Source organism: Bifidobacterium adolescentis ATCC 15703 (assembly GCF_000010425.1).
GTDB classification, from domain to species: domain Bacteria; phylum Actinomycetota; class Actinomycetes; order Actinomycetales; family Bifidobacteriaceae; genus Bifidobacterium; species Bifidobacterium adolescentis.
This window is the reverse complement of the sequence record NC_008618.1, coordinates 1,061,913-1,078,036: the sequence shown is the minus strand read 5'-3', so window position 1 is coordinate 1,078,036 and position 16,124 is coordinate 1,061,913. Positions and strand designations below refer to the sequence as shown.

16 protein-coding genes, 1 tRNA gene and 1 pseudogene are annotated in these 16,124 nt (G+C 60.4%); 13 read left to right on the top strand and 5 right to left on the bottom strand.

Going from position 1 to position 16,124, the window contains the following annotated elements; translation table 11 throughout:
- Positions 1-51 precede the first annotated feature (51 nt).
- The 11 genes from BAD_RS04620 (at position 52) to BAD_RS04570 (ending at position 9,402) form a co-directional block, all read left to right on the top strand.
- Positions 52-813: a ComEA family DNA-binding protein gene (locus BAD_RS04620; RefSeq protein WP_011743228.1), complete on the top strand. Its 762-nt coding sequence runs from the start codon at positions 52-54 to the stop codon at positions 811-813.
- Positions 810-2,522 (top strand): ComEC/Rec2 family competence protein, encoded by a 1,713-nt coding sequence (locus tag BAD_RS04615; RefSeq protein WP_011743227.1) that lies wholly within the window; start codon positions 810-812, stop codon positions 2,520-2,522. Before BAD_RS04620 ends, BAD_RS04615 begins: the two co-directional genes overlap by 4 nt.
- A gap of 42 nt (positions 2,523-2,564) precedes the next feature.
- A complete protein-coding gene (gene holA / locus BAD_RS04610) occupies positions 2,565-3,545 on the top strand; it encodes a DNA polymerase III subunit delta (RefSeq protein WP_172458554.1) in 981 nt (326 codons plus the stop codon).
- Positions 3,542-4,114, top strand: coding sequence for a tRNA (adenosine(37)-N6)-threonylcarbamoyltransferase complex ATPase subunit type 1 TsaE (gene tsaE / locus BAD_RS04605; RefSeq protein WP_011743225.1), 573 nt, complete (start codon positions 3,542-3,544; stop codon positions 4,112-4,114). Before holA ends, tsaE begins: the two co-directional genes overlap by 4 nt.
- A 104-nt stretch (positions 4,115-4,218) precedes the next feature.
- Complete coding sequence (gene tsaB / locus BAD_RS04600) at positions 4,219-4,989, top strand: tRNA (adenosine(37)-N6)-threonylcarbamoyltransferase complex dimerization subunit type 1 TsaB (RefSeq protein ID WP_011743224.1); 771 nt, start codon at positions 4,219-4,221, stop codon at positions 4,987-4,989.
- Between the two features lie 10 nt (positions 4,990-4,999).
- Positions 5,000-5,542 (top strand): ribosomal protein S18-alanine N-acetyltransferase, encoded by a 543-nt coding sequence (gene rimI / locus BAD_RS04595; RefSeq protein WP_011743223.1) that lies wholly within the window; start codon positions 5,000-5,002, stop codon positions 5,540-5,542.
- Positions 5,539-6,582, top strand: coding sequence for a tRNA (adenosine(37)-N6)-threonylcarbamoyltransferase complex transferase subunit TsaD (gene tsaD, locus BAD_RS04590; protein ID WP_011743222.1), 1,044 nt, complete (start codon positions 5,539-5,541; stop codon positions 6,580-6,582). The genes rimI and tsaD overlap by 4 nt, the downstream gene beginning before the upstream one ends.
- Before the next feature lie 88 nt (positions 6,583-6,670).
- Positions 6,671-6,746 (top strand) — tRNA-Asn (locus BAD_RS04585).
- 165 nt (positions 6,747-6,911) lie between these two features.
- Positions 6,912-7,862 carry a choloylglycine hydrolase gene (bsh, locus tag BAD_RS04580; RefSeq protein ID WP_011743221.1) on the top strand — a complete coding sequence of 317 codons (951 nt, stop codon included), beginning with the start codon at positions 6,912-6,914 and terminating at the stop codon, positions 7,860-7,862.
- A 256-nt stretch (positions 7,863-8,118) separates the two neighbouring features.
- Complete coding sequence (locus BAD_RS04575; protein ID WP_011743220.1) at positions 8,119-8,547, top strand: MerR family transcriptional regulator; 429 nt, start codon at positions 8,119-8,121, stop codon at positions 8,545-8,547.
- 96 nt (positions 8,548-8,643) lie between these two features.
- Positions 8,644-9,402 (top strand): carboxymuconolactone decarboxylase family protein, encoded by a 759-nt coding sequence (locus tag BAD_RS04570; protein ID WP_035010956.1) that lies wholly within the window; start codon positions 8,644-8,646, stop codon positions 9,400-9,402.
- A 97-nt stretch (positions 9,403-9,499) separates the two neighbouring features.
- Here the strand turns inward: BAD_RS04570 and BAD_RS04565 are convergent, their stop codons facing one another.
- Entirely contained in the window at positions 9,500-10,621 is a 1,122-nt protein-coding gene (locus BAD_RS04565; protein ID WP_041777311.1) for a 5-methyltetrahydropteroyltriglutamate--homocysteine S-methyltransferase, read from the bottom strand.
- 144 nt (positions 10,622-10,765) lie between these two features.
- On the opposite strand from BAD_RS04565, the gene BAD_RS04560 reads away from it, so the two are divergent.
- The gene (locus BAD_RS04560) at positions 10,766-11,791 is read left to right on the top strand and encodes a cation diffusion facilitator family transporter (RefSeq protein WP_011743217.1); all 1,026 of its coding nucleotides are present in this window, start codon (positions 10,766-10,768) and stop codon (positions 11,789-11,791) included.
- A gap of 100 nt (positions 11,792-11,891) precedes the next feature.
- Here the strand turns inward: BAD_RS04560 and BAD_RS04555 are convergent, their stop codons facing one another.
- Positions 11,892-13,493 (bottom strand): ABC-F family ATP-binding cassette domain-containing protein, encoded by a 1,602-nt coding sequence (locus BAD_RS04555; RefSeq protein ID WP_011743216.1) that lies wholly within the window; start codon positions 13,491-13,493, stop codon positions 11,892-11,894.
- A gap of 82 nt (positions 13,494-13,575) precedes the next feature.
- A pseudogene (locus BAD_RS04550) lies at positions 13,576-13,920 on the bottom strand (AAA family ATPase); the annotation flags it as partial.
- Here BAD_RS04550 and BAD_RS09145 point away from each other — a divergent pair.
- A complete protein-coding gene (locus BAD_RS09145) occupies positions 13,862-14,803 on the top strand; it encodes an ATP-binding cassette domain-containing protein (protein WP_231836932.1) in 942 nt (313 codons plus the stop codon). The pseudogene BAD_RS04550 and the gene BAD_RS09145 overlap by 59 nt on opposite strands.
- Before the next feature lie 100 nt (positions 14,804-14,903).
- On the opposite strand, the gene BAD_RS09180 is transcribed toward BAD_RS09145, so the two are convergent.
- Both BAD_RS09180 and BAD_RS09380 read right to left on the bottom strand, forming a co-directional pair.
- Entirely contained in the window at positions 14,904-15,392 is a 489-nt protein-coding gene (locus BAD_RS09180; RefSeq protein ID WP_035010966.1) for a hypothetical protein, read from the bottom strand.
- A 583-nt stretch (positions 15,393-15,975) separates the two neighbouring features.
- Complete coding sequence (locus tag BAD_RS09380; RefSeq protein ID WP_003809170.1) at positions 15,976-16,110, bottom strand: hypothetical protein; 135 nt, start codon at positions 16,108-16,110, stop codon at positions 15,976-15,978.
- Positions 16,111-16,124: the final 14 nt, after the last annotated feature.

Here is a 16,124-nt window from a genome sequence, read left to right as displayed (position 1 = left end):
GGAGCCGTTTCGGCTGGACAGTATGCCCATGCATCCTCCAATGTTGGATGCATGGGCATATTTGCATTTTGCGGCACTCACCCCATCTGTGCCATCCACACGGCGGACGGCGGCACTGGCATGCCGGCCGCCACGAAGCGGCTGCGGGGATTGGGCATGCCCGAAAAACCGTCCCGACCCAACAGCCTTACGGCCATGGAGGCGCAATCGGACGAACCGTCCGCATCACACGAACCCGCACGACCGATGCCGCAGCGGAAGACGCATGACGCGAAACCGACATTGGCGGAGCTCGCCGGCGTCCGGCCGACGGACAAACCCGACGAGGGGGAGCGGCCGAAACGCGACAGGCCACGATTGGCGTTCCGCCCGTTCCACGCGCTCATGGCGATCCTCACTTTGTCGTGCGCGCTGTGCGCGAGCCTGACCATGCTCGTCCAACAGACGATCCACTACAGCGAACTGCAGCATTCACGGTCGCAGATACGCTCACAGGCCCAACAGCAGCCGCAACAGGCCCCGCAAACGGAACAAACGCCGGCACCGCAAGAAAACGGGCCGACGCAGGACGCGTCCACACCGGACAGCCATGACGGGCAAGACGGAGCGCAGCAATCGAACCAGCTTGACCTCAACACCGCAGACCTAGGCGAATTGCAGACCCTCAAAGGCGTCGGACCGGTCACCGCGCAGCGCATCCTCGACTATCGAACGCAGATAGGACGGTTCGACAACGTCGACCAGCTTCTGGAAGTCAAGGGCATCGGTTCGAAGACTCTGGCGAAGTTCCGTGACCAAGTGTGCGTGAGATGACGGGCACACGCGATTGGCTGACCAGGGAGCGCGGGAGCCGAGACTGGAGACTGCTGCCGGCCGCAATATGCGGTTGGGCGGCCAGTCTGGCCGCGCACGCCGGCTTCGCATATTGCATGTCGCATGACGGCATGCTCGGCGCTTTGCCGGCCGTTCTCACCTGCATGATACCGCTGGCGGTCCTGGCGGGACTGCCCTTCCCACGATTGCCGGCGTCCGTTCGACGACGGATAACGCTCTGGCATGCGAGCGTCACGGTCTGCGCGATCGCTGCGATGGTTTGCGCGGCAAGCGCGTTGACCTATGATTTGCTGCAATGGCGCGACCCGGCTTCTCGGGCGGCCGCGGAAGGCGACGCTTCCGTCGTCGTCACGGCGCGCGCCACCTCGCCGACCGTCATCTCCGACAGACGGTCGAACGACTGCCGTGCCGACGCGCGCATCACATCGGTCACCATCGACGGCGTACGGCAAACCAGTTCGGCACGAGCGCGTATATACGCGGACCGGCCTGAATGCGGCAAACTCAAACAGGACGGCACCTACAAGATCGCGGGCCGCATCTCCAAAGCGCGATACGGTGCCATGCCGTTGTGGCTGACCGACGTCACGACAGTCGAACACGTCAGGCCGCCAAACCTGCCGATGCGCGCCATCGGCATGATGCAGGAGGCGTTCTTCGTCCAAACCGCACGTCTTTCCGACCAAGGGAAAGTGCTCGTCCCCGGACTGACATTGGGTGTTCTCGGACAGGACTATGTGCCGGCCGAAGGCGATGGCACCGACATCGATTCCACATACGCCGCACAGGTGGAGGACGCGTTCCAAAGGTCCGGAATCGTGCATCTCATGGCGGTCAGCGGCGGCCATCTGGCCGTGACCGCCGCATTGGTGCGTTCCGTCTGCTCGTTCTTCCTTCTGCCGCGACGATTCACCGCACTGCTGGTCGCCATGTCGTACATCATGCTGTCGGCATGCGTGTTTCCGTCGGATTCGGTATCCCGCGCGCTTTTGATGGGATTGTCCGGCGCGGCATGCCTGTTCATCGGCAGACGAGGCCAGGCGATGGCGTCGTTGAGCTGGACCACATTGGCTATGCTGATGGCATGCCCGCACATGTCGCAAAGCTTCGGATTCGCCCTGTCCTGCGCCGCGGTGCTCGGCATCGTGCTGTTCGCCGACACCCTCAACGCATGGATGGAACCGGTCCTGCCACGGTTCGTGGCCGAGGCTCTGTCCATGACCATAGCGGCGCAAGTGTTCACCCTGCCGATCCAGGTGCTCATCGAACCGGAACTGCCGGTGTTCTCCATACCGGCGAATCTGATGGTGGCGCCGTTCGTGGGTTTCGCCACATTGGCCGGCCTGGCCAGTCTTGCCGTCTCATGGCTGATTCCGTGGCTCGGCCTGCAACTGGCCCGTGCGGCCTCCTGGGGCACCGCGGTCATGGAACTGACCGCCCTTGAACTGGGTTCCGGCAACCAGGCCACGATACCGTGGGCCGGAGGCGTCGGGGGAGCGGTCCTCGTCTGCGTGGTGGAAGCCGCCTGCGCGGCCGCCGCGATCATGACGCACCGGCTGTTTGGACAAATGATGGTCCAGGAACCCGATCTGCCCGGAAAACGTCTGATAGCCAACCCTGTGGAACGGCTGCGCATGTGGATGGAACGTACTCGGAAGGCATTGCGCGAACTGCAATGGGAGGAATAGGCCATGCCGGTTTTGTCCACCGATACAGCGAGATTGAATGGTATGCCGAAACCATCCGCAGCCACCACGCCCTTCCACCTCGTGTACGGAGGCGACTCGTACCTGAACGACCAGACGGTGCGCGACCTCAAACACGAGGCGCAACGCCGGTATCCCGACGCGGAAACCATCGAACTCGACGCGGCAAACGCCGACCATTACACCTTCGACGAAGCGGTAAGCCCATCATTGCTTGCGGATCGCGCCATCGTCATCGTCACCAACCTGCAGAACGCGGACGAAAAACTGGGCGACGCCATGGTCTCTTACTGCAGACAGGCGTGCAAGGAGCCGGCGGACGCGTGCATCGTCATCTGCCAGCATGAGGGCGGTGTGAAGGGCAAACGTCTGGTGGAGCAGCTCACCAAGGCCGGAGCGTACAAGGACGCTGTCGCCGACCTGAAGAAGCCCGAGGCCAAACTCAACTTCGTCATGCAATGCTTCGAACGGCGCAAACGCCGCGTCGAGCCGATGGCCGCGCAGCAACTCGTGGCCGTGTTGGGGGATAGGACCGGCGAGCTTGCGGCCATGGTCGGCCAGTTATGCTTCGATTTCGACGACAATCCCATGACGCTCGACCGCGTCAACCAATATCTCACCTCCAATCCGCAGGTGGATGGCTTCCGTGTCGCCGACCTCGCGTTGTCGGGACGTACGGCGGACGCGATCATCGCCATGCGATCGTCCGTGGAACAGGGCACCGCTCCGATCGCGCTTATCGGCGCGCTGGCCATGAAGCTGCGGACGATGGCGAAGGCGTCGGCGGTGCGTGCGGGCACCATTTCCACGGCCGAGGCGAAAACGAACCCCTGGGTGTTGAAGAACGCGACCCGGCAACTATCCGGATGGACGTCAAGCGGCATGAGCGCATGCATCCAGATGCTCGCATGGGCCGACGAGCAAAGCAAAACCAATGGCTCGGACCCGGTCTATGCTTTGGAACGGTCCATCGAACTGATCAGCCGCAAAGGACGTGCCGCATGAGCAACACCATTACCATCACAGCCGCCACCGGCGAGGACATGCAGGCGTTGGGGGAGCGTTTGGCGAAGCTTGCCCGTGGAGGCGACGTGCTGTTGCTGTCCGGTCCGCTTGGCGCCGGCAAGACCACGTTCGCGCAAGGGTTCGGCGCGGGACTTGGCATCGGAGAGCCCATCGTCTCGCCGACCTTCACCATCGCACGCGAGCTTGAGGGACGGTTCGCGGACGGTTCGCCGGCGCATCTGGTGCACGTCGACGCCTACAGGCTCGGCGGCAACGCCTACGCGCCCGGACAGGACACGGTCGGACGGCTATTGGACGAATTGGAATCGCTCGGCTTGGACGAGGAATTGGAGGATCCGGGCGAGCATACCGTCATCCTGATGGAATGGGGCGAGCAGATGGCCGCCGCATTGGCTCCGGAACGGCTTGAAATCCACATCGACCGTCCGCTTGACGCGCCCGCCGTGACCGCGGACGGCGAGCTGACCAGCGCGGGCGCACGCACGGTGACGTTGGTGCCGGTGGGCGCTGCCTGGGATTCGTTCGATTTCACCGCGGGAAAACGCTGACCCTGTCTAAGACGCATCCGACGTGGCCGACCGCACCGCATGCCGTGGCTTCCAGCGCCGGTTGTACAGTGGTTGGCAGTTTGGCACAAGGAGTTTTCAAGCATATGCAGACACTGGTGATTGACACCTCATATGGTTCGACCGTAGGCGTGGTCGGACATGAACCCATCGTCGAAACGGATTCGCGCACCCATGTCGAGAAACTGCAGGTGAACATCGCGCAAGCCGTCGAACAGGCTGGACTGCAGGCGTCGGACATCACCCGCATCGTCGTCGGCGTCGGACCGGCGCCATTCACCGGCCTGCGCGCCGGCATCGTCGCGGCCAAGGCATTGGCCTTCGCCACAGGCGCGCAACTGGTCGGACAGGACGTGCTCGCGCCGCAATGCCTGGCACATACTCAAGCTACGGACGATCGCCGCCATCTGACGCTTGCCGTCAACGACGCGCGTCGCCGGCAACTGTATTTCGCGCTGTATGACGGCGGCACCGTTGCGGACGGCGTCGGACAATCGCCCATAACGTTGATCGACATGGACATCGACTATCCGGATTCCATCACGATGCGCGTCAATGACGTTCTTACGAAGCTCGCCGACACGGGCAAGCCGTACGTCGTCGACGTCATCGGCCATGGTGCGGTCAAATACGCGCAGTCGTGGAATGCGATTGCCTCCCTCGGCGAAGTCGACGACCATGCTCTGCTCGACGAAGGCGCGGAAGGATTGGCGCGATTCGCGGCCTTCACCACCAGCGAACAGGCGTTGGCAGAACCGACCCCCGTCGAACCGTTATATCTGCGTCGTCCGGACGTGTCAGTGCCCAACCCGCTCAAGCATGTGCTCAACCATGCCGGCGCCGAACGAACGGAGTGACGGCACGCCCATGATTGTCGACCATTCCCAGATTCCGGAAGACACCGCCGTCGGACAGATCGCCGCATTGGAAAAGGACCTGTTCGGCCGCGGCGCGTGGAGCGAACAGTCCGTACGGCAGGAATTCCACGCTCCGGCACGCACGTATCTGCTCGACATTGAAGGCGATGCCGTACAGACGGCGGATCCCGTCGTCCGAGGCTACGCAGGCTACTGGTACGACGGCGACGACGCGGAAATCATGACGATCGGCGTCGGCAGACCATACCAACGGCAGGGGATAGCGGCGGCGCTTCTCGAAACACTGATCGTCTCGGCGCGTCGGCAGGGCGCCAAACGCATGCTTCTGGAAGTCCGCGTCGACAACGTGCCGGCATTGGCGTTGTACGAAAGGTTCGGCTTCACGCGGATGGGATTGCGCAAACGCTACTACCAGCCAGAAGGCATCGACGCGTACACCATGAGCCTCGACTTGGAGCCGCGCGTCGTCGGCTTCAGCGCAACAGCGGATACAGAGCACACTTCAGCAACACACACAACGGAGCAGCAATGAGCGAACCAATCGTACTCGGCATCGAATCGACCTGTGACGAAACGGCGGCGGCCGTGGTACAGGGACGCACCCTCATTTCCAACGTGGTCGCGTCCTCCATGGACGAGCACGCCCGCTACGGCGGCGTGATTCCCGAAATCGCCTCTCGCGCGCACGCCGAAGCGTTCGTGCCATGCGTCTCCAAAGCTCTGGCCGACGCGAACATGACGCTGTCCGACGTCGACGCGATCGCCGTATCCGCGGGACCCGGCCTCGCCGGCTGTCTCGCGGTCGGCGTGTCCGGCGCGAAATCGTTGGCATGGGCCGCGAACAAGCCGATCTACGGCATCAACCACGTCATCGGACATATCGCGGTGACGCAGCTGCAGTTCGGACCGTTCCCCAAGGACACGCTTGCGTTGATTGTGTCGGGCGGGCACACTTCGCTGCTGCATGTCGAAGACGTGGCGCGGCATATCGACGTGGTCGGCACCACGCTCGACGACGCTGCCGGCGAATGCTTCGACAAGGTGGCGCGTCTGCTTGGTTTCCCGTATCCCGGCGGCCCGCACATCGACCGTCACGCGCAGCTGGGCAACCCACATGCCATCAAAGTGCCTCAGGGCCTTACACAAGGCAAGGCGGGGCAGCAGCATCCGTACGATTTCAGTTTCTCCGGCGTGAAGACGGCCGTGGCGCGTTGGATCGAACAGCAGCAGGCGGAAGGCAATGAGATTCCCATCGACGACGTGTGCGCGTCGCTGGCCGATTCCGTCGCGACGGTGCTCGCCAGGAAGGCGATGCGCGGTTGCGAGCAGTACGGTTCGAAGACCCTGATCGTTGGCGGCGGCTTCTCCGCGAACTCCCAACTGCGCGCCAAACTGTTGGAGGTCGGAGCCAAGCATGGCGTCGAAGTGCGTATCCCGCAAATCAAACTGTGCACCGATAATGGCGCTATGGTGGCCATGCTGGGCGTGAACCTGGTGGAGAGCGGCGTGAAACCGTCCGAACCGGATTTCGCAATCGATTCCGCCATGCCGTTGACGAAGATCAGCATGTGACGGTAGTCCCGCCGCAGCAGGGGAGACACGCGCGGGATTTGCATTTTGCGTTTTACCGCGTATGATTCATGTCTTGTGCACAGCGCATTCCTGCGTAGCTCAGTTGGCAGAGCATCCGACTGTTAATCGGACGGTCACTGGTTCAAGCCCAGTCGCAGGAGCCATTCAAAAAATCCCCTTGGAAACAAGGGGATTTTTTCATTTTCAACGACTCTTGGCATTTTTGGCCACCCTTCATGTTTATCCGTCGGCGGAAGCCGTGGTTCGTCCAGCCGTCCATGCGTATGATGAACGCATCGGGTCAATCAAACAAAGGAAGGAAGTCCATCATGTGCACTGGCGTTCGTTTCTCCGACGAAGAGGGAAACATGTATTTCGGCCGCAACCTCGACTGGAGCTTCTCATACGGCGAAAGCATCCTGGCCACTCCACGCGGCTACCACTACGACAACGTGTTCGGCGCGAGCGGCAAAGCCACGCCGAACGCGGTGATCGGCGTGGGCGTGGTCATGGCCGACCGTCCGATGTATTTCGACTGCGCCAACGAGCATGGTCTGGCCATCGCGGGATTGAATTTCCCCGGCTACGCGGAGTTCGTGCATGAGCCGGTCGAAGGCACCGACAACGTCGCGACCTTCGAATTCCCGCTGTGGGTGGCACGCAATTTCGATTCCGTCGACGAAGTCGAGGAGGCGTTGAAGAACGTGACCCTCGTCTCCCAGATCGTGCCCGGCCAGCAGGAGTCGCTGCTGCATTGGATCATCGGCGACAGCGAGCGCAGCATCGTCGTCGAACAGATGGCGGACGGCATGCATGTGCACCATGACGACGTAGACGTGCTGACCAACCAGCCGACGTTTGGCTTCCATATGGAGAATCTGCGCAACTACATGTGCGTCGGCAACGAGATGGCCGAGCCGGCCACGTGGGGCAAGGCGTCCCTGTCCGCTTGGGGCGCGGGTGTGAGCATGCATGGCATTCCGGGCGATGTGAGCTCCCCGTCGCGTTTCGTGCGTGTGGCTTATGCCAACACGCATTATCCGCAGCAGGAAGGCGAGGCGGCCAACGTGTCTCGCCTGTTCCACACCCTTGGTTCCGTGCAGATGGTTGACGGCATGGCGAAGATGAGCAACGGCCAGTTCGAACGCACGCTGTTCACCAGCGGATATTCGTCCAAGACCAACACGTACTACATGAACACGTATGATGATCCCGCCATCCGCTCCTACGCGATGGCCGATTTCGACATGGATTCCTCGGAGCTGATCACCGCCGCCTGAGCATGCGTGGGCTTTTTCGTCCGTCGGTTCCCATACAGACGGACGAAAAAGCCGCACGATTGCCGAAACGGACATAAAAATGGAGTCGTGCGACAGATCCACTTTTCGGATACCGGCTCTTCCATTGCCCGCTCAATGCCGTTTGACGTCGGACCAATACGACACGCCGGAATATGGACTTCGAGCACTTTAAGTTTTTAGAGTGCGGGGTATGAGCAATACGACGACCACCTGGCACTCGATCCGTGAGGCGTCCATGATTTCCGGACTGCCCGAATCGACGTTGCGTTATTACGAGCAGATCGGCATCATCGATCCGATCGCCCGCGATCCGAGTTCAGGCCACCGAGTCTATTCGGACAAGGACATCGAATCGCTGACCACCATCGCATGCCTGGCGGCGACGGGCATGCCGCTTGAATCGATGCGCGAATACCTGAAGAACCGTTTCGACGGTCCGGAAGGCGCCCGACGGCAGATCGAACTGCTCGACGCGCAATCGCTGCGTCTGGCCGCGAACGCCGAGGCCCTGCGCATCCAGCAGGCGTACGTGTCGCTCAAATCGCTCTATTGGCGCGCCATCGCCGAAGGACACGAGGATGAGGCCAACCGAATTCTCGAGGAAAACAAAGACGTCATCGAAAACGTCAAGAAACAGCCCGGCAAGGGCGCGATCGCACGCTGAACATTCAGACGACGATGGCCGCTATCCGCACGCAACATTTCCGACGATAGAATGAACGCGGCATGCGGCGCGAAGACATCGAATGGAAAGGAAGCCATGTTCGAGGAACTGCATAGGAAGATGAACGCGTTCTGGAACAACGACAGGACGCTGTCGCAGACCGATCCGGAATATGTCAAGCTGTTTTCCGACTTCGCTTACGGGGAAGTGGTGAACGAGCCGGGCGCGAACCATCCCGATCTGGACGACCAGACCCGCTCCCTGGCGATCCTCGCGGCTCTGGTCGGCTGCCAGGGTCTCGACGCGTTCGAAATGATGCTGCCGGTCGCCTACGAGACAGGACTGACGTCCGTGGCCATCAAGGAGATGATCTACCAAGCCACCGCATACTGCGGATTCGGGAGAACCCTGCCGTTCCTGAAGAAGCTCAACGTTTTCCTTGGAGCCGCGAACGTGCATCTGCCGCTGGAGCCGCAGGGCACGACCACGTCGGAGACCCGCGCGCAGGCCGGAGAGGACAAGCAGGTCGAGATCTTCGGCGAGAACATGCGCGGATTCGCGCAATCCGGACCGGAGGAGACCCGGCACATCAACAAGTGGCTGGCCGACAACTGCTTCGGCGACTACTACACTCGCGGCGGACTCGACACCCGCGAGCGCGAAATGGTCACGTTGTGTTTCCTGGCCGCGCAGGGTGGTTGCGAACCGCAGCTTACGGCGCATGCCAAGGCGAATATGGTCGTTGGCAATGAGAAGGCGTTTCTAATCGCGGTGGTCTCGCAGTGCATGCCGTATATCGGCTATCCGCGTACGTTGAACGCGATTCGTTGCATCGATGAGGCTGTGAAGGGCTGACCTGCCCGTTAAAAACGCCGGCAAACAAACAAAGGGCTATCCGCCGAACAAGACGGATAGCCCTTCCTTATAGCTGATTGTGGATGGCGTGCTGTGTTTACTCGCCCCACACGTCCTTGGCGATGGATTGGACGAGTGCGATCTTGGCCCACTGCTGGTCTTCGGTGAGCTTGTTGCCTTCCTGGGTGGAGGCGAAGCCGCACTGGGTGGACAGGCACAGGCGGTCGAGCGGAATGTACTGGGCGGCTTCCTGGATGCGGGCCTTGATGGTGTCCGGATCCTCAAGGTCGGGCTTCTTGGAGGTGATCAGGCCGAGCACGACCTTCTTGTCGCCGGAGACTTCGGCGAGCGGCGCGAAATCGCCGGAACGGTCGTCGTCGAACTCGAGGTAGTAGGCGTCCACGTTCTCCTCGCCGAACAGTTTGGCCGCGACCGGCGCGTAACCTCCGGAGGAAAGCCAGGTGGAGTGGAAGTTGCCGCGGCACACGTGGGTGTTGATGACCAGGTCGTCCGGCTGGTCGGAGATCACGGCGTTGATGACGTCGAGGTTCTCCTGCTGCAGGCGTAGCGCGTCCTCGTCGCTCCAGCCGAGACGTTCGCGTACGCTCGCATCGCACAGGCGGGTCCAGGTGCAGTCGTCGAACTGCACGTTGCGGCAGCCGGCGGCATACAGGTCGGCGATGACTTGGCGGTAGGCGGCGACGATGTCGGCGGTCAGCTCGTCGTCGTTCTTGTAGAACTCGTCATACGGGTAGGCGGCCGCGTTGCCGGTGAGCACGAAGCGGGTCTGCGCGGGGGAGGGCATGGTCTGGCGGGCCACGGTGTTCTCGTCCTCGAACTGCTTGACGAACTTGAAATGTTCGACGAACGGATGGTTCTCGCCGGAGATTCTTCCGGTCACGGTGGCGGTGTCGGCCGGGGTCACCTCGTCGTGGAAGGCGACGCGGTGGGCTGCGGCGGCATGGTCCACGCCGTTGAAGCCCCACATGAAGTCGAAATGCCACCAGCCGCGGCGGAATTCGCCGTCGGTGATCACATGCAGGCCGGCGGCCTTCTGCTTGGCGACGAGTTCGGTGATGGCCTTGTCCTCGACCGCCTTGAGCGCTGCGGCATCGATTTTGCCGGCGGCGAAATCCTCACGCGCGGCCTTGAGCTCGGCCGGGCGGAGATAGGAGCCGACCACGTCGGCGCGGAACGGCGCGTTATGCGAGTATACCATTGAATACCCCTTTTTTTGGGAAAGCGACAAATACCTAGTGAAGGTTACACGCACGTCCCGAAACACGGGCGCACACGGCTTCTCGGCCAGTATTCGTGCTTGAATGGATGATGTTATCCGTTACACATTCGAGAATGGAAGGCAATGAGCGAATCGCGCGATCCCGCAGGCGACAGTACGACCACGAACAACATGGGGGAGGTGCGGGAAGCCGAACATCAGGGCGCGGCCGTCAAGGCGGCGTTGGGTGCGAACATTGGTGTCGCCATCGCGAAGCTGCTCGCGGCGTTCTTCACCGGATCGTCCGCCATGCTTTCCGAGTCGGTACATTCCATCGCGGATTGCTCCAACGAAATCGTATTGATGGTGGGTGGACGTTTCTCCAAGCGCAAGACGGACGGCGACCATCCGTTCGGCCTGTACCGTGCGAAGTATCTCGCCTCGTTCGTCGTGGCCACGCTGCTGTTCTTCGTCGGCGGTTTCTTCTCGACGTCCGAAGCGGTGAAGAAGCTTGTCGCGATCAGCGCCGATCCGGCATTGCGTGACGTGAACAGGATGGAACTGCTTGTCGCGTTCATCGTGGTCGTCATCAGCGCATGCCTGGAAGGATTCGGCCTGCACCAGAGCATCAAGGAGGCCAACGAGCGTATGGAACGCACGAACACGCCGCGTATGGGCGTGTTCCGTTTCTGGAGGCGCACCAAGTCCGCCGAATTGGCTTCGGTGATCATGGAGGACACGCTCGCTTTGATCGGCCTGGCGTTCGCAGGCCTCGGCATCGGTCTTGCTATCGCGCTCGACGACGAGGTGTTCGACGCGTTGGGCGGTCTTATGGTCGGTCTGGTCCTGATCGTCGGTTCGCTTCTACTGGCGTTCAAATCCGGTTCGCTGCTGATCGGCGAAGCCGTGGATTCCGATACGCGCGGGAAGATCGTCGAGGCGGTTACCACCACGCCGGGCGTCGAACGATTGCTGAACATGCAGACCGTGCACATGTCGGAGGACGACATCCTCCTGTGCGTCAAAGTGCAGACCAGCAAGCTCGACCGCGACTATGACGTGGAAACCGTCGACAAGATCGAGAAGGCCGTGCGCACCGCGTTGCCCTGGTACAATTTCGAGATCTACGTCGAGCCGGACATCTACAGCGCCAAACACGTGCACGCGTAACCGGTTCCCGCGTAACAGGAACCGTTCAATATGGGAAAGCCCGGACGATCTGATTCGTCCGGGCTTTCCCATATGCGTGTCGGAAATGGTGGAAGTGGGATTATTCCTCGGCCACCAGATCCAGGTAGGAGTCGTTCCACAGGTCCTCGTCGCCGTCGGGCATGAGCAGCACGCGTTCCGGATTCAACGCCTCGACCGCGCCCTCGTCGTGGGTGACCAGCACAATCGCGCCCTCGTATTTGGCGATGGCCTTCAGAATCTCGTCGCGGGACGCCGGATCCAGATTGTTGGTCGGTTCATCAAGCAGTAGCACGTTCGCGCGGCTCGTCACCAGCGTGGCCAACGCCAGACGGGTCTTCTCGCCGCCGGAAAGCACTCGTGCCGGTTTCAGCGCGTCATCGCCGGAGAACAGGAACGACCCAAGGATGGAACGTGCCTGTGTGTCGTCAAGTTCCGGTGCCACGTGAATCAGATTCTGCAACACGGTGGCGTCAAGGTCCAATGTGTCGTGTTCCTGTGCGAAATAGCCGATTTTGCAGCCATGTCCATATTCCACGGATCCGGTGTCGGGATCCTCCAGATGGGCGAGCAGACGCAGCGTGGTGGTCTTGCCCGCGCCGTTATAGCCCAGAATCACCACACGTGAACCTTTGTCGATCGCCAGATTCACGCCTGCGAACACGATGTTCGAACCATACGCTTTGGAGATGTCCTTCGCCATGATCGGCGTACGTCCGCAAGGTGCCGGCTCGGGGAAGCGGATGTCCGCCACCTTCTCCTTCTTCTGTGCTTCGGACGTGTTCTCCAGCAGTTTCTCCGCGCGGCGCATCATGTTCTGCGCGGCCACGGCCTTGGTGGCTTTCGCGTGCAGGCGGATGCCCTGCTGCATCAGACGTTCGGCCTTCTTCTCTGCGACTTCACGTTCGCGGCGGCGACGTTCCTCGTCGACCACGCGTTGGTGCAGGTAGGCCTTCCAGCCGAGCGAGTACATGTCGATCTGGCCGAGCTGTGCGTCCAGATGCCACACCTTGTTCACCACTTCGTCAAGCAGTTCGGTGGAGTGGGAGATGACCAGGAAACCGCCCTCGTATTTTTTCAGATAGCCGCGCAGCCATTCGATGGAATCCGCGTCCAAATGGTTGGTCGGCTCGTCAAGGATCAGCGTATCCGCATCGGAGAACAGGATGCGCGCCAGTTCGATACGGCGGCGTTGACCGCCGGAAAGCGTACCCAACTGCTGGCCCATCACGTCCTGCGGCAGGCCGAGACTGGCCGCCATCGCGGTCGCTTCGGACTGTGCGGCATAGCCTCCGGCCTTTTCGAAATCCTGCATGGCCTTGTCGTAGCGGTTCATCGCCTTGGTCATGACATCCGGATCCGGATCGGTCATGTCCTTTTCGGCCTTGCGTATGCGTTTGATGATGCTGGCGATGTCTCGCGCGCTCATCATGCGGTCCAGTGCGGTCTGCTCCGGGTCGGCGGCATGCGTGTCCTGTGGCAAATAGCCGAGTTTGCCGGAGACACGTACCTTGCCGGCGGTCGGCAGCATATCGCCGGTGATCACACGGGTCAGCGTGGTCTTGCCTGCTCCATTGCGTCCGACCAGACCGATCTTGTCCCCCTTGGCAACGTGGAAGTTGGTGGGATGCAGCAACGTGCGCGCACCGATCTGAATCTCAAGTCCCTGCGCCTCAATCGCCATGCCGTGATACCTCTAGTCTTTCGTGTTCCTTCAAACGCCAATCGAACATCATAGCGAACACCCGCAACCGTTTCACCTCATCTCACGTTTCATTTCCAAGCAGATGCCGGAGCAGTGATTCGCGGTGGTTGATGAAGACCCTGGTGATTTGATAGCTGTCCGTATCCTCATAATCGCAGGGATGGACGCCGTTTTCGTCGAATGACAGGATTTCCGCATCCGGCAGACCGAGCAGAATCGGCGAATGGGTTGCGATGATGAATTGCGATCCGTCGTTTGCCATTCGGTACATGTGCTCCAGCAGAGTCAATTGCCGCTGTGTCGAGAGCGCGGATTCGGGTTCGTCCATAAGATAGAGACCCTTTCCCGTGTGGGACAGGAGAATCTCCAGAAAACCTTCGCCATGCGACATCTCGTGCAAACGGGAGTGGAAAATCGACCGCAAAGATCACAGCGCCCTCGATCACCACAAATGGATCGAAAAACAGACCGATACCGCTTCGGGCGCCGCATACCGACAAATGAACAAGCGTCTTGAACGAGCACAGCGCACACTAGATTCACTAACCGTAGCGGCCAAACGCTACGACGGCGACATCTGGATCGACATACGGCCAAGCAACAGAAAGGAGCTCCTGCATCTCACGGAAGGTATTATCATATTCGGCAGCGGCAGGATGACCAGCTCGAACGATGCCGCGAGAACGCCAACACAATCCATACTGCATGCCGACGGACATCAATGGAAGGTCGCGCATAATCCAGGGATGAGTGGTGAAAAACCACGGATGCCAGGCGTCGCCATACCAAAACTCAGCATCGGACAGCAAGACCATATCGGACTGACCGGTGCCAACGGACTCGGCAAAACAACCGTGATGAACGCATTGCTGGACAGCATGCCGGAAGACTTGCCGCATCTGATCGTCCAGCAGCAAACGGGAGAAGCCGCGCTTTCTCAAACCATGAGACGACTCGCCGCATTGCAGGGTAAGGAACGCTCGCAGGTGCTGGCCGCCTTCGCCCAGCTCAACGCCGATCCGGATAAGCTGCTTTCTAACGAAGCGCCGTCTCCGGGCGAACTGCGCAAGCTCATGTTGTGCTTGGGCATTCTTGACCGGCCTCAGTTGATTGTCATGGACGAGCCGGCGAACTATCTTGACTTAGAGTCCAAGGTGGCTCTGGCAAGATGTCTTGCCGACTATCCGGGAGCATTGGTGGTGGCCAGTCATGATGAGTGGCCACCACCAAGTAGTCAGATAAGCCAAGCGATGACTATGCCATCGAAAGCGGGTTTGCGTTCCGCGTGATCAGGACGCGTAGGCCCGCTTTTTATCAATGCTGTACTAAAGCCAATCGTCATCGTATGGTTTCGACATCATGGCATGGTGCACGGTATTCCGTTGAACTTTAATATCCCTCGTCGATGAAGATCCATCCGTGTTCCGCCCGCGCGGAACCGGGATTCCACGCGTACCAGCTTCCCCAGCCATCTTGGGACGAGTTCTGCGAGCCCGCACGGCAAGAGATGTCATTGGACAGGTAAATCACATTGTCCATCCCGTATTCGTCAATGGCCGTGGAAATCGAAGAACTGCCACCGGAAGCCGTGACGTCGTGTTCGGCTGCAAGCAGCGTGGCCGAACGCTTTGCGTCATATCGGACGGCATCCACGCGGCAACCGTTCCAGGATTTCAGCCTGGCAAGATCCGCCTTCACCGCGCCGTCGATCTGGGATTCGTCGAACTTGCCCGTCGCGTTGATGCTGATCCGAGCATGACTGACATCGGCAGGCCGGAGTGGCAGGTAGACGAACCGGTACGCGCCGACAGCGCATGCCACGGCGGCGACGCATACCGATACGACGGTGATGGGTTTCTTGCTTTTCGTGGTCCGCATGATCCTCCCACATAACAGCTTTCCCTAAAGCATACAGCGGAAACGTGATAAGAGGAATGGATACCAAGACCAACAAGAACGCCCTTCAACGGATACTACGATGGAACGCGTCAAACAGGCGGAATGATTCCCCCGCTCCGCAAACGAGATCGGCAAACGACTCATGGTATTTGAATATGGACGGTGACGTTTTGACGCGTATAAAGCGTATAAAGCCGAATCCGACGAATCAGTACTGGAATGCTGCAAGGAGGGTCAGATGATATTGGCCGATGCCATCAATCTCGTTCTCGCCGAATATCCTGGAATGAAGGCGATTGGTGCCGCGGAGAGTGCCGATGCGTGAATCATCGGACTCGATTTCGCGTCTTCAACAGATGACCATCCGGTGCCGGGCACACCGAGCGTAGCGGTCGAAAAAACATCAGGCGTTCTGCATGACCTTATTCCGGGGACGGAAGATTTCTGGCATTACATGACCGGTGCCAAAAAGGTGACTATTCCTCGGATTTAAAATCCGCCTTAGTCTTCCCATAAGAGCTCCCGCCTTTCCCGCCTTCCGCGTGGAAGGCGGGAGCTTCCGTTATTCGCTGAGCAGTTTCGGCGTGAACGCCATGAACAGGATTCCCGCGGTGACGGCGAAGACGATGTCCGAAATCGGTTCCGCGCGGATCAGACGCCAAGCAATCCAACGGAAAAAGCAAGAGGAAAAAGACACGAAGAAACACGCCG

Excerpts from the sequence above, each read along its gene's own strand:
- BAD_RS04620 (WP_011743228.1), top strand. The coding sequence starts at position 52 with ATGGGCATATTTGCATTTTGCGGCACTCACCCCATCTGTGCCATCCAC.
- BAD_RS04615 (WP_011743227.1), top strand. The coding sequence starts at position 810 with ATGACGGGCACACGCGATTGGCTGACCAGGGAGCGCGGGAGCCGAGAC.
- holA (WP_172458554.1), top strand. The coding sequence starts at position 2,565 with ATGCCGAAACCATCCGCAGCCACCACGCCCTTCCACCTCGTGTACGGA.
- tsaE (WP_011743225.1), top strand. The coding sequence starts at position 3,542 with ATGAGCAACACCATTACCATCACAGCCGCCACCGGCGAGGACATGCAG.
- tsaB (WP_011743224.1), top strand. The coding sequence starts at position 4,219 with ATGCAGACACTGGTGATTGACACCTCATATGGTTCGACCGTAGGCGTG.
- rimI (WP_011743223.1), top strand. The coding sequence starts at position 5,000 with ATGATTGTCGACCATTCCCAGATTCCGGAAGACACCGCCGTCGGACAG.
- tsaD (WP_011743222.1), top strand. The coding sequence starts at position 5,539 with ATGAGCGAACCAATCGTACTCGGCATCGAATCGACCTGTGACGAAACG.
- bsh (WP_011743221.1), top strand. The coding sequence starts at position 6,912 with ATGTGCACTGGCGTTCGTTTCTCCGACGAAGAGGGAAACATGTATTTC.
- BAD_RS04575 (WP_011743220.1), top strand. The coding sequence starts at position 8,119 with ATGATTTCCGGACTGCCCGAATCGACGTTGCGTTATTACGAGCAGATC.
- BAD_RS04570 (WP_035010956.1), top strand. The coding sequence starts at position 8,644 with ATGTTCGAGGAACTGCATAGGAAGATGAACGCGTTCTGGAACAACGAC.
- BAD_RS04565 (WP_041777311.1), bottom strand. The coding sequence starts at position 10,621 with ATGGTATACTCGCATAACGCGCCGTTCCGCGCCGACGTGGTCGGCTCC.
- BAD_RS04560 (WP_011743217.1), top strand. The coding sequence starts at position 10,766 with ATGAGCGAATCGCGCGATCCCGCAGGCGACAGTACGACCACGAACAAC.
- BAD_RS04555 (WP_011743216.1), bottom strand. The coding sequence starts at position 13,493 with ATGGCGATTGAGGCGCAGGGACTTGAGATTCAGATCGGTGCGCGCACG.
- BAD_RS09180 (WP_035010966.1), bottom strand. The coding sequence starts at position 15,392 with ATGCGGACCACGAAAAGCAAGAAACCCATCACCGTCGTATCGGTATGC.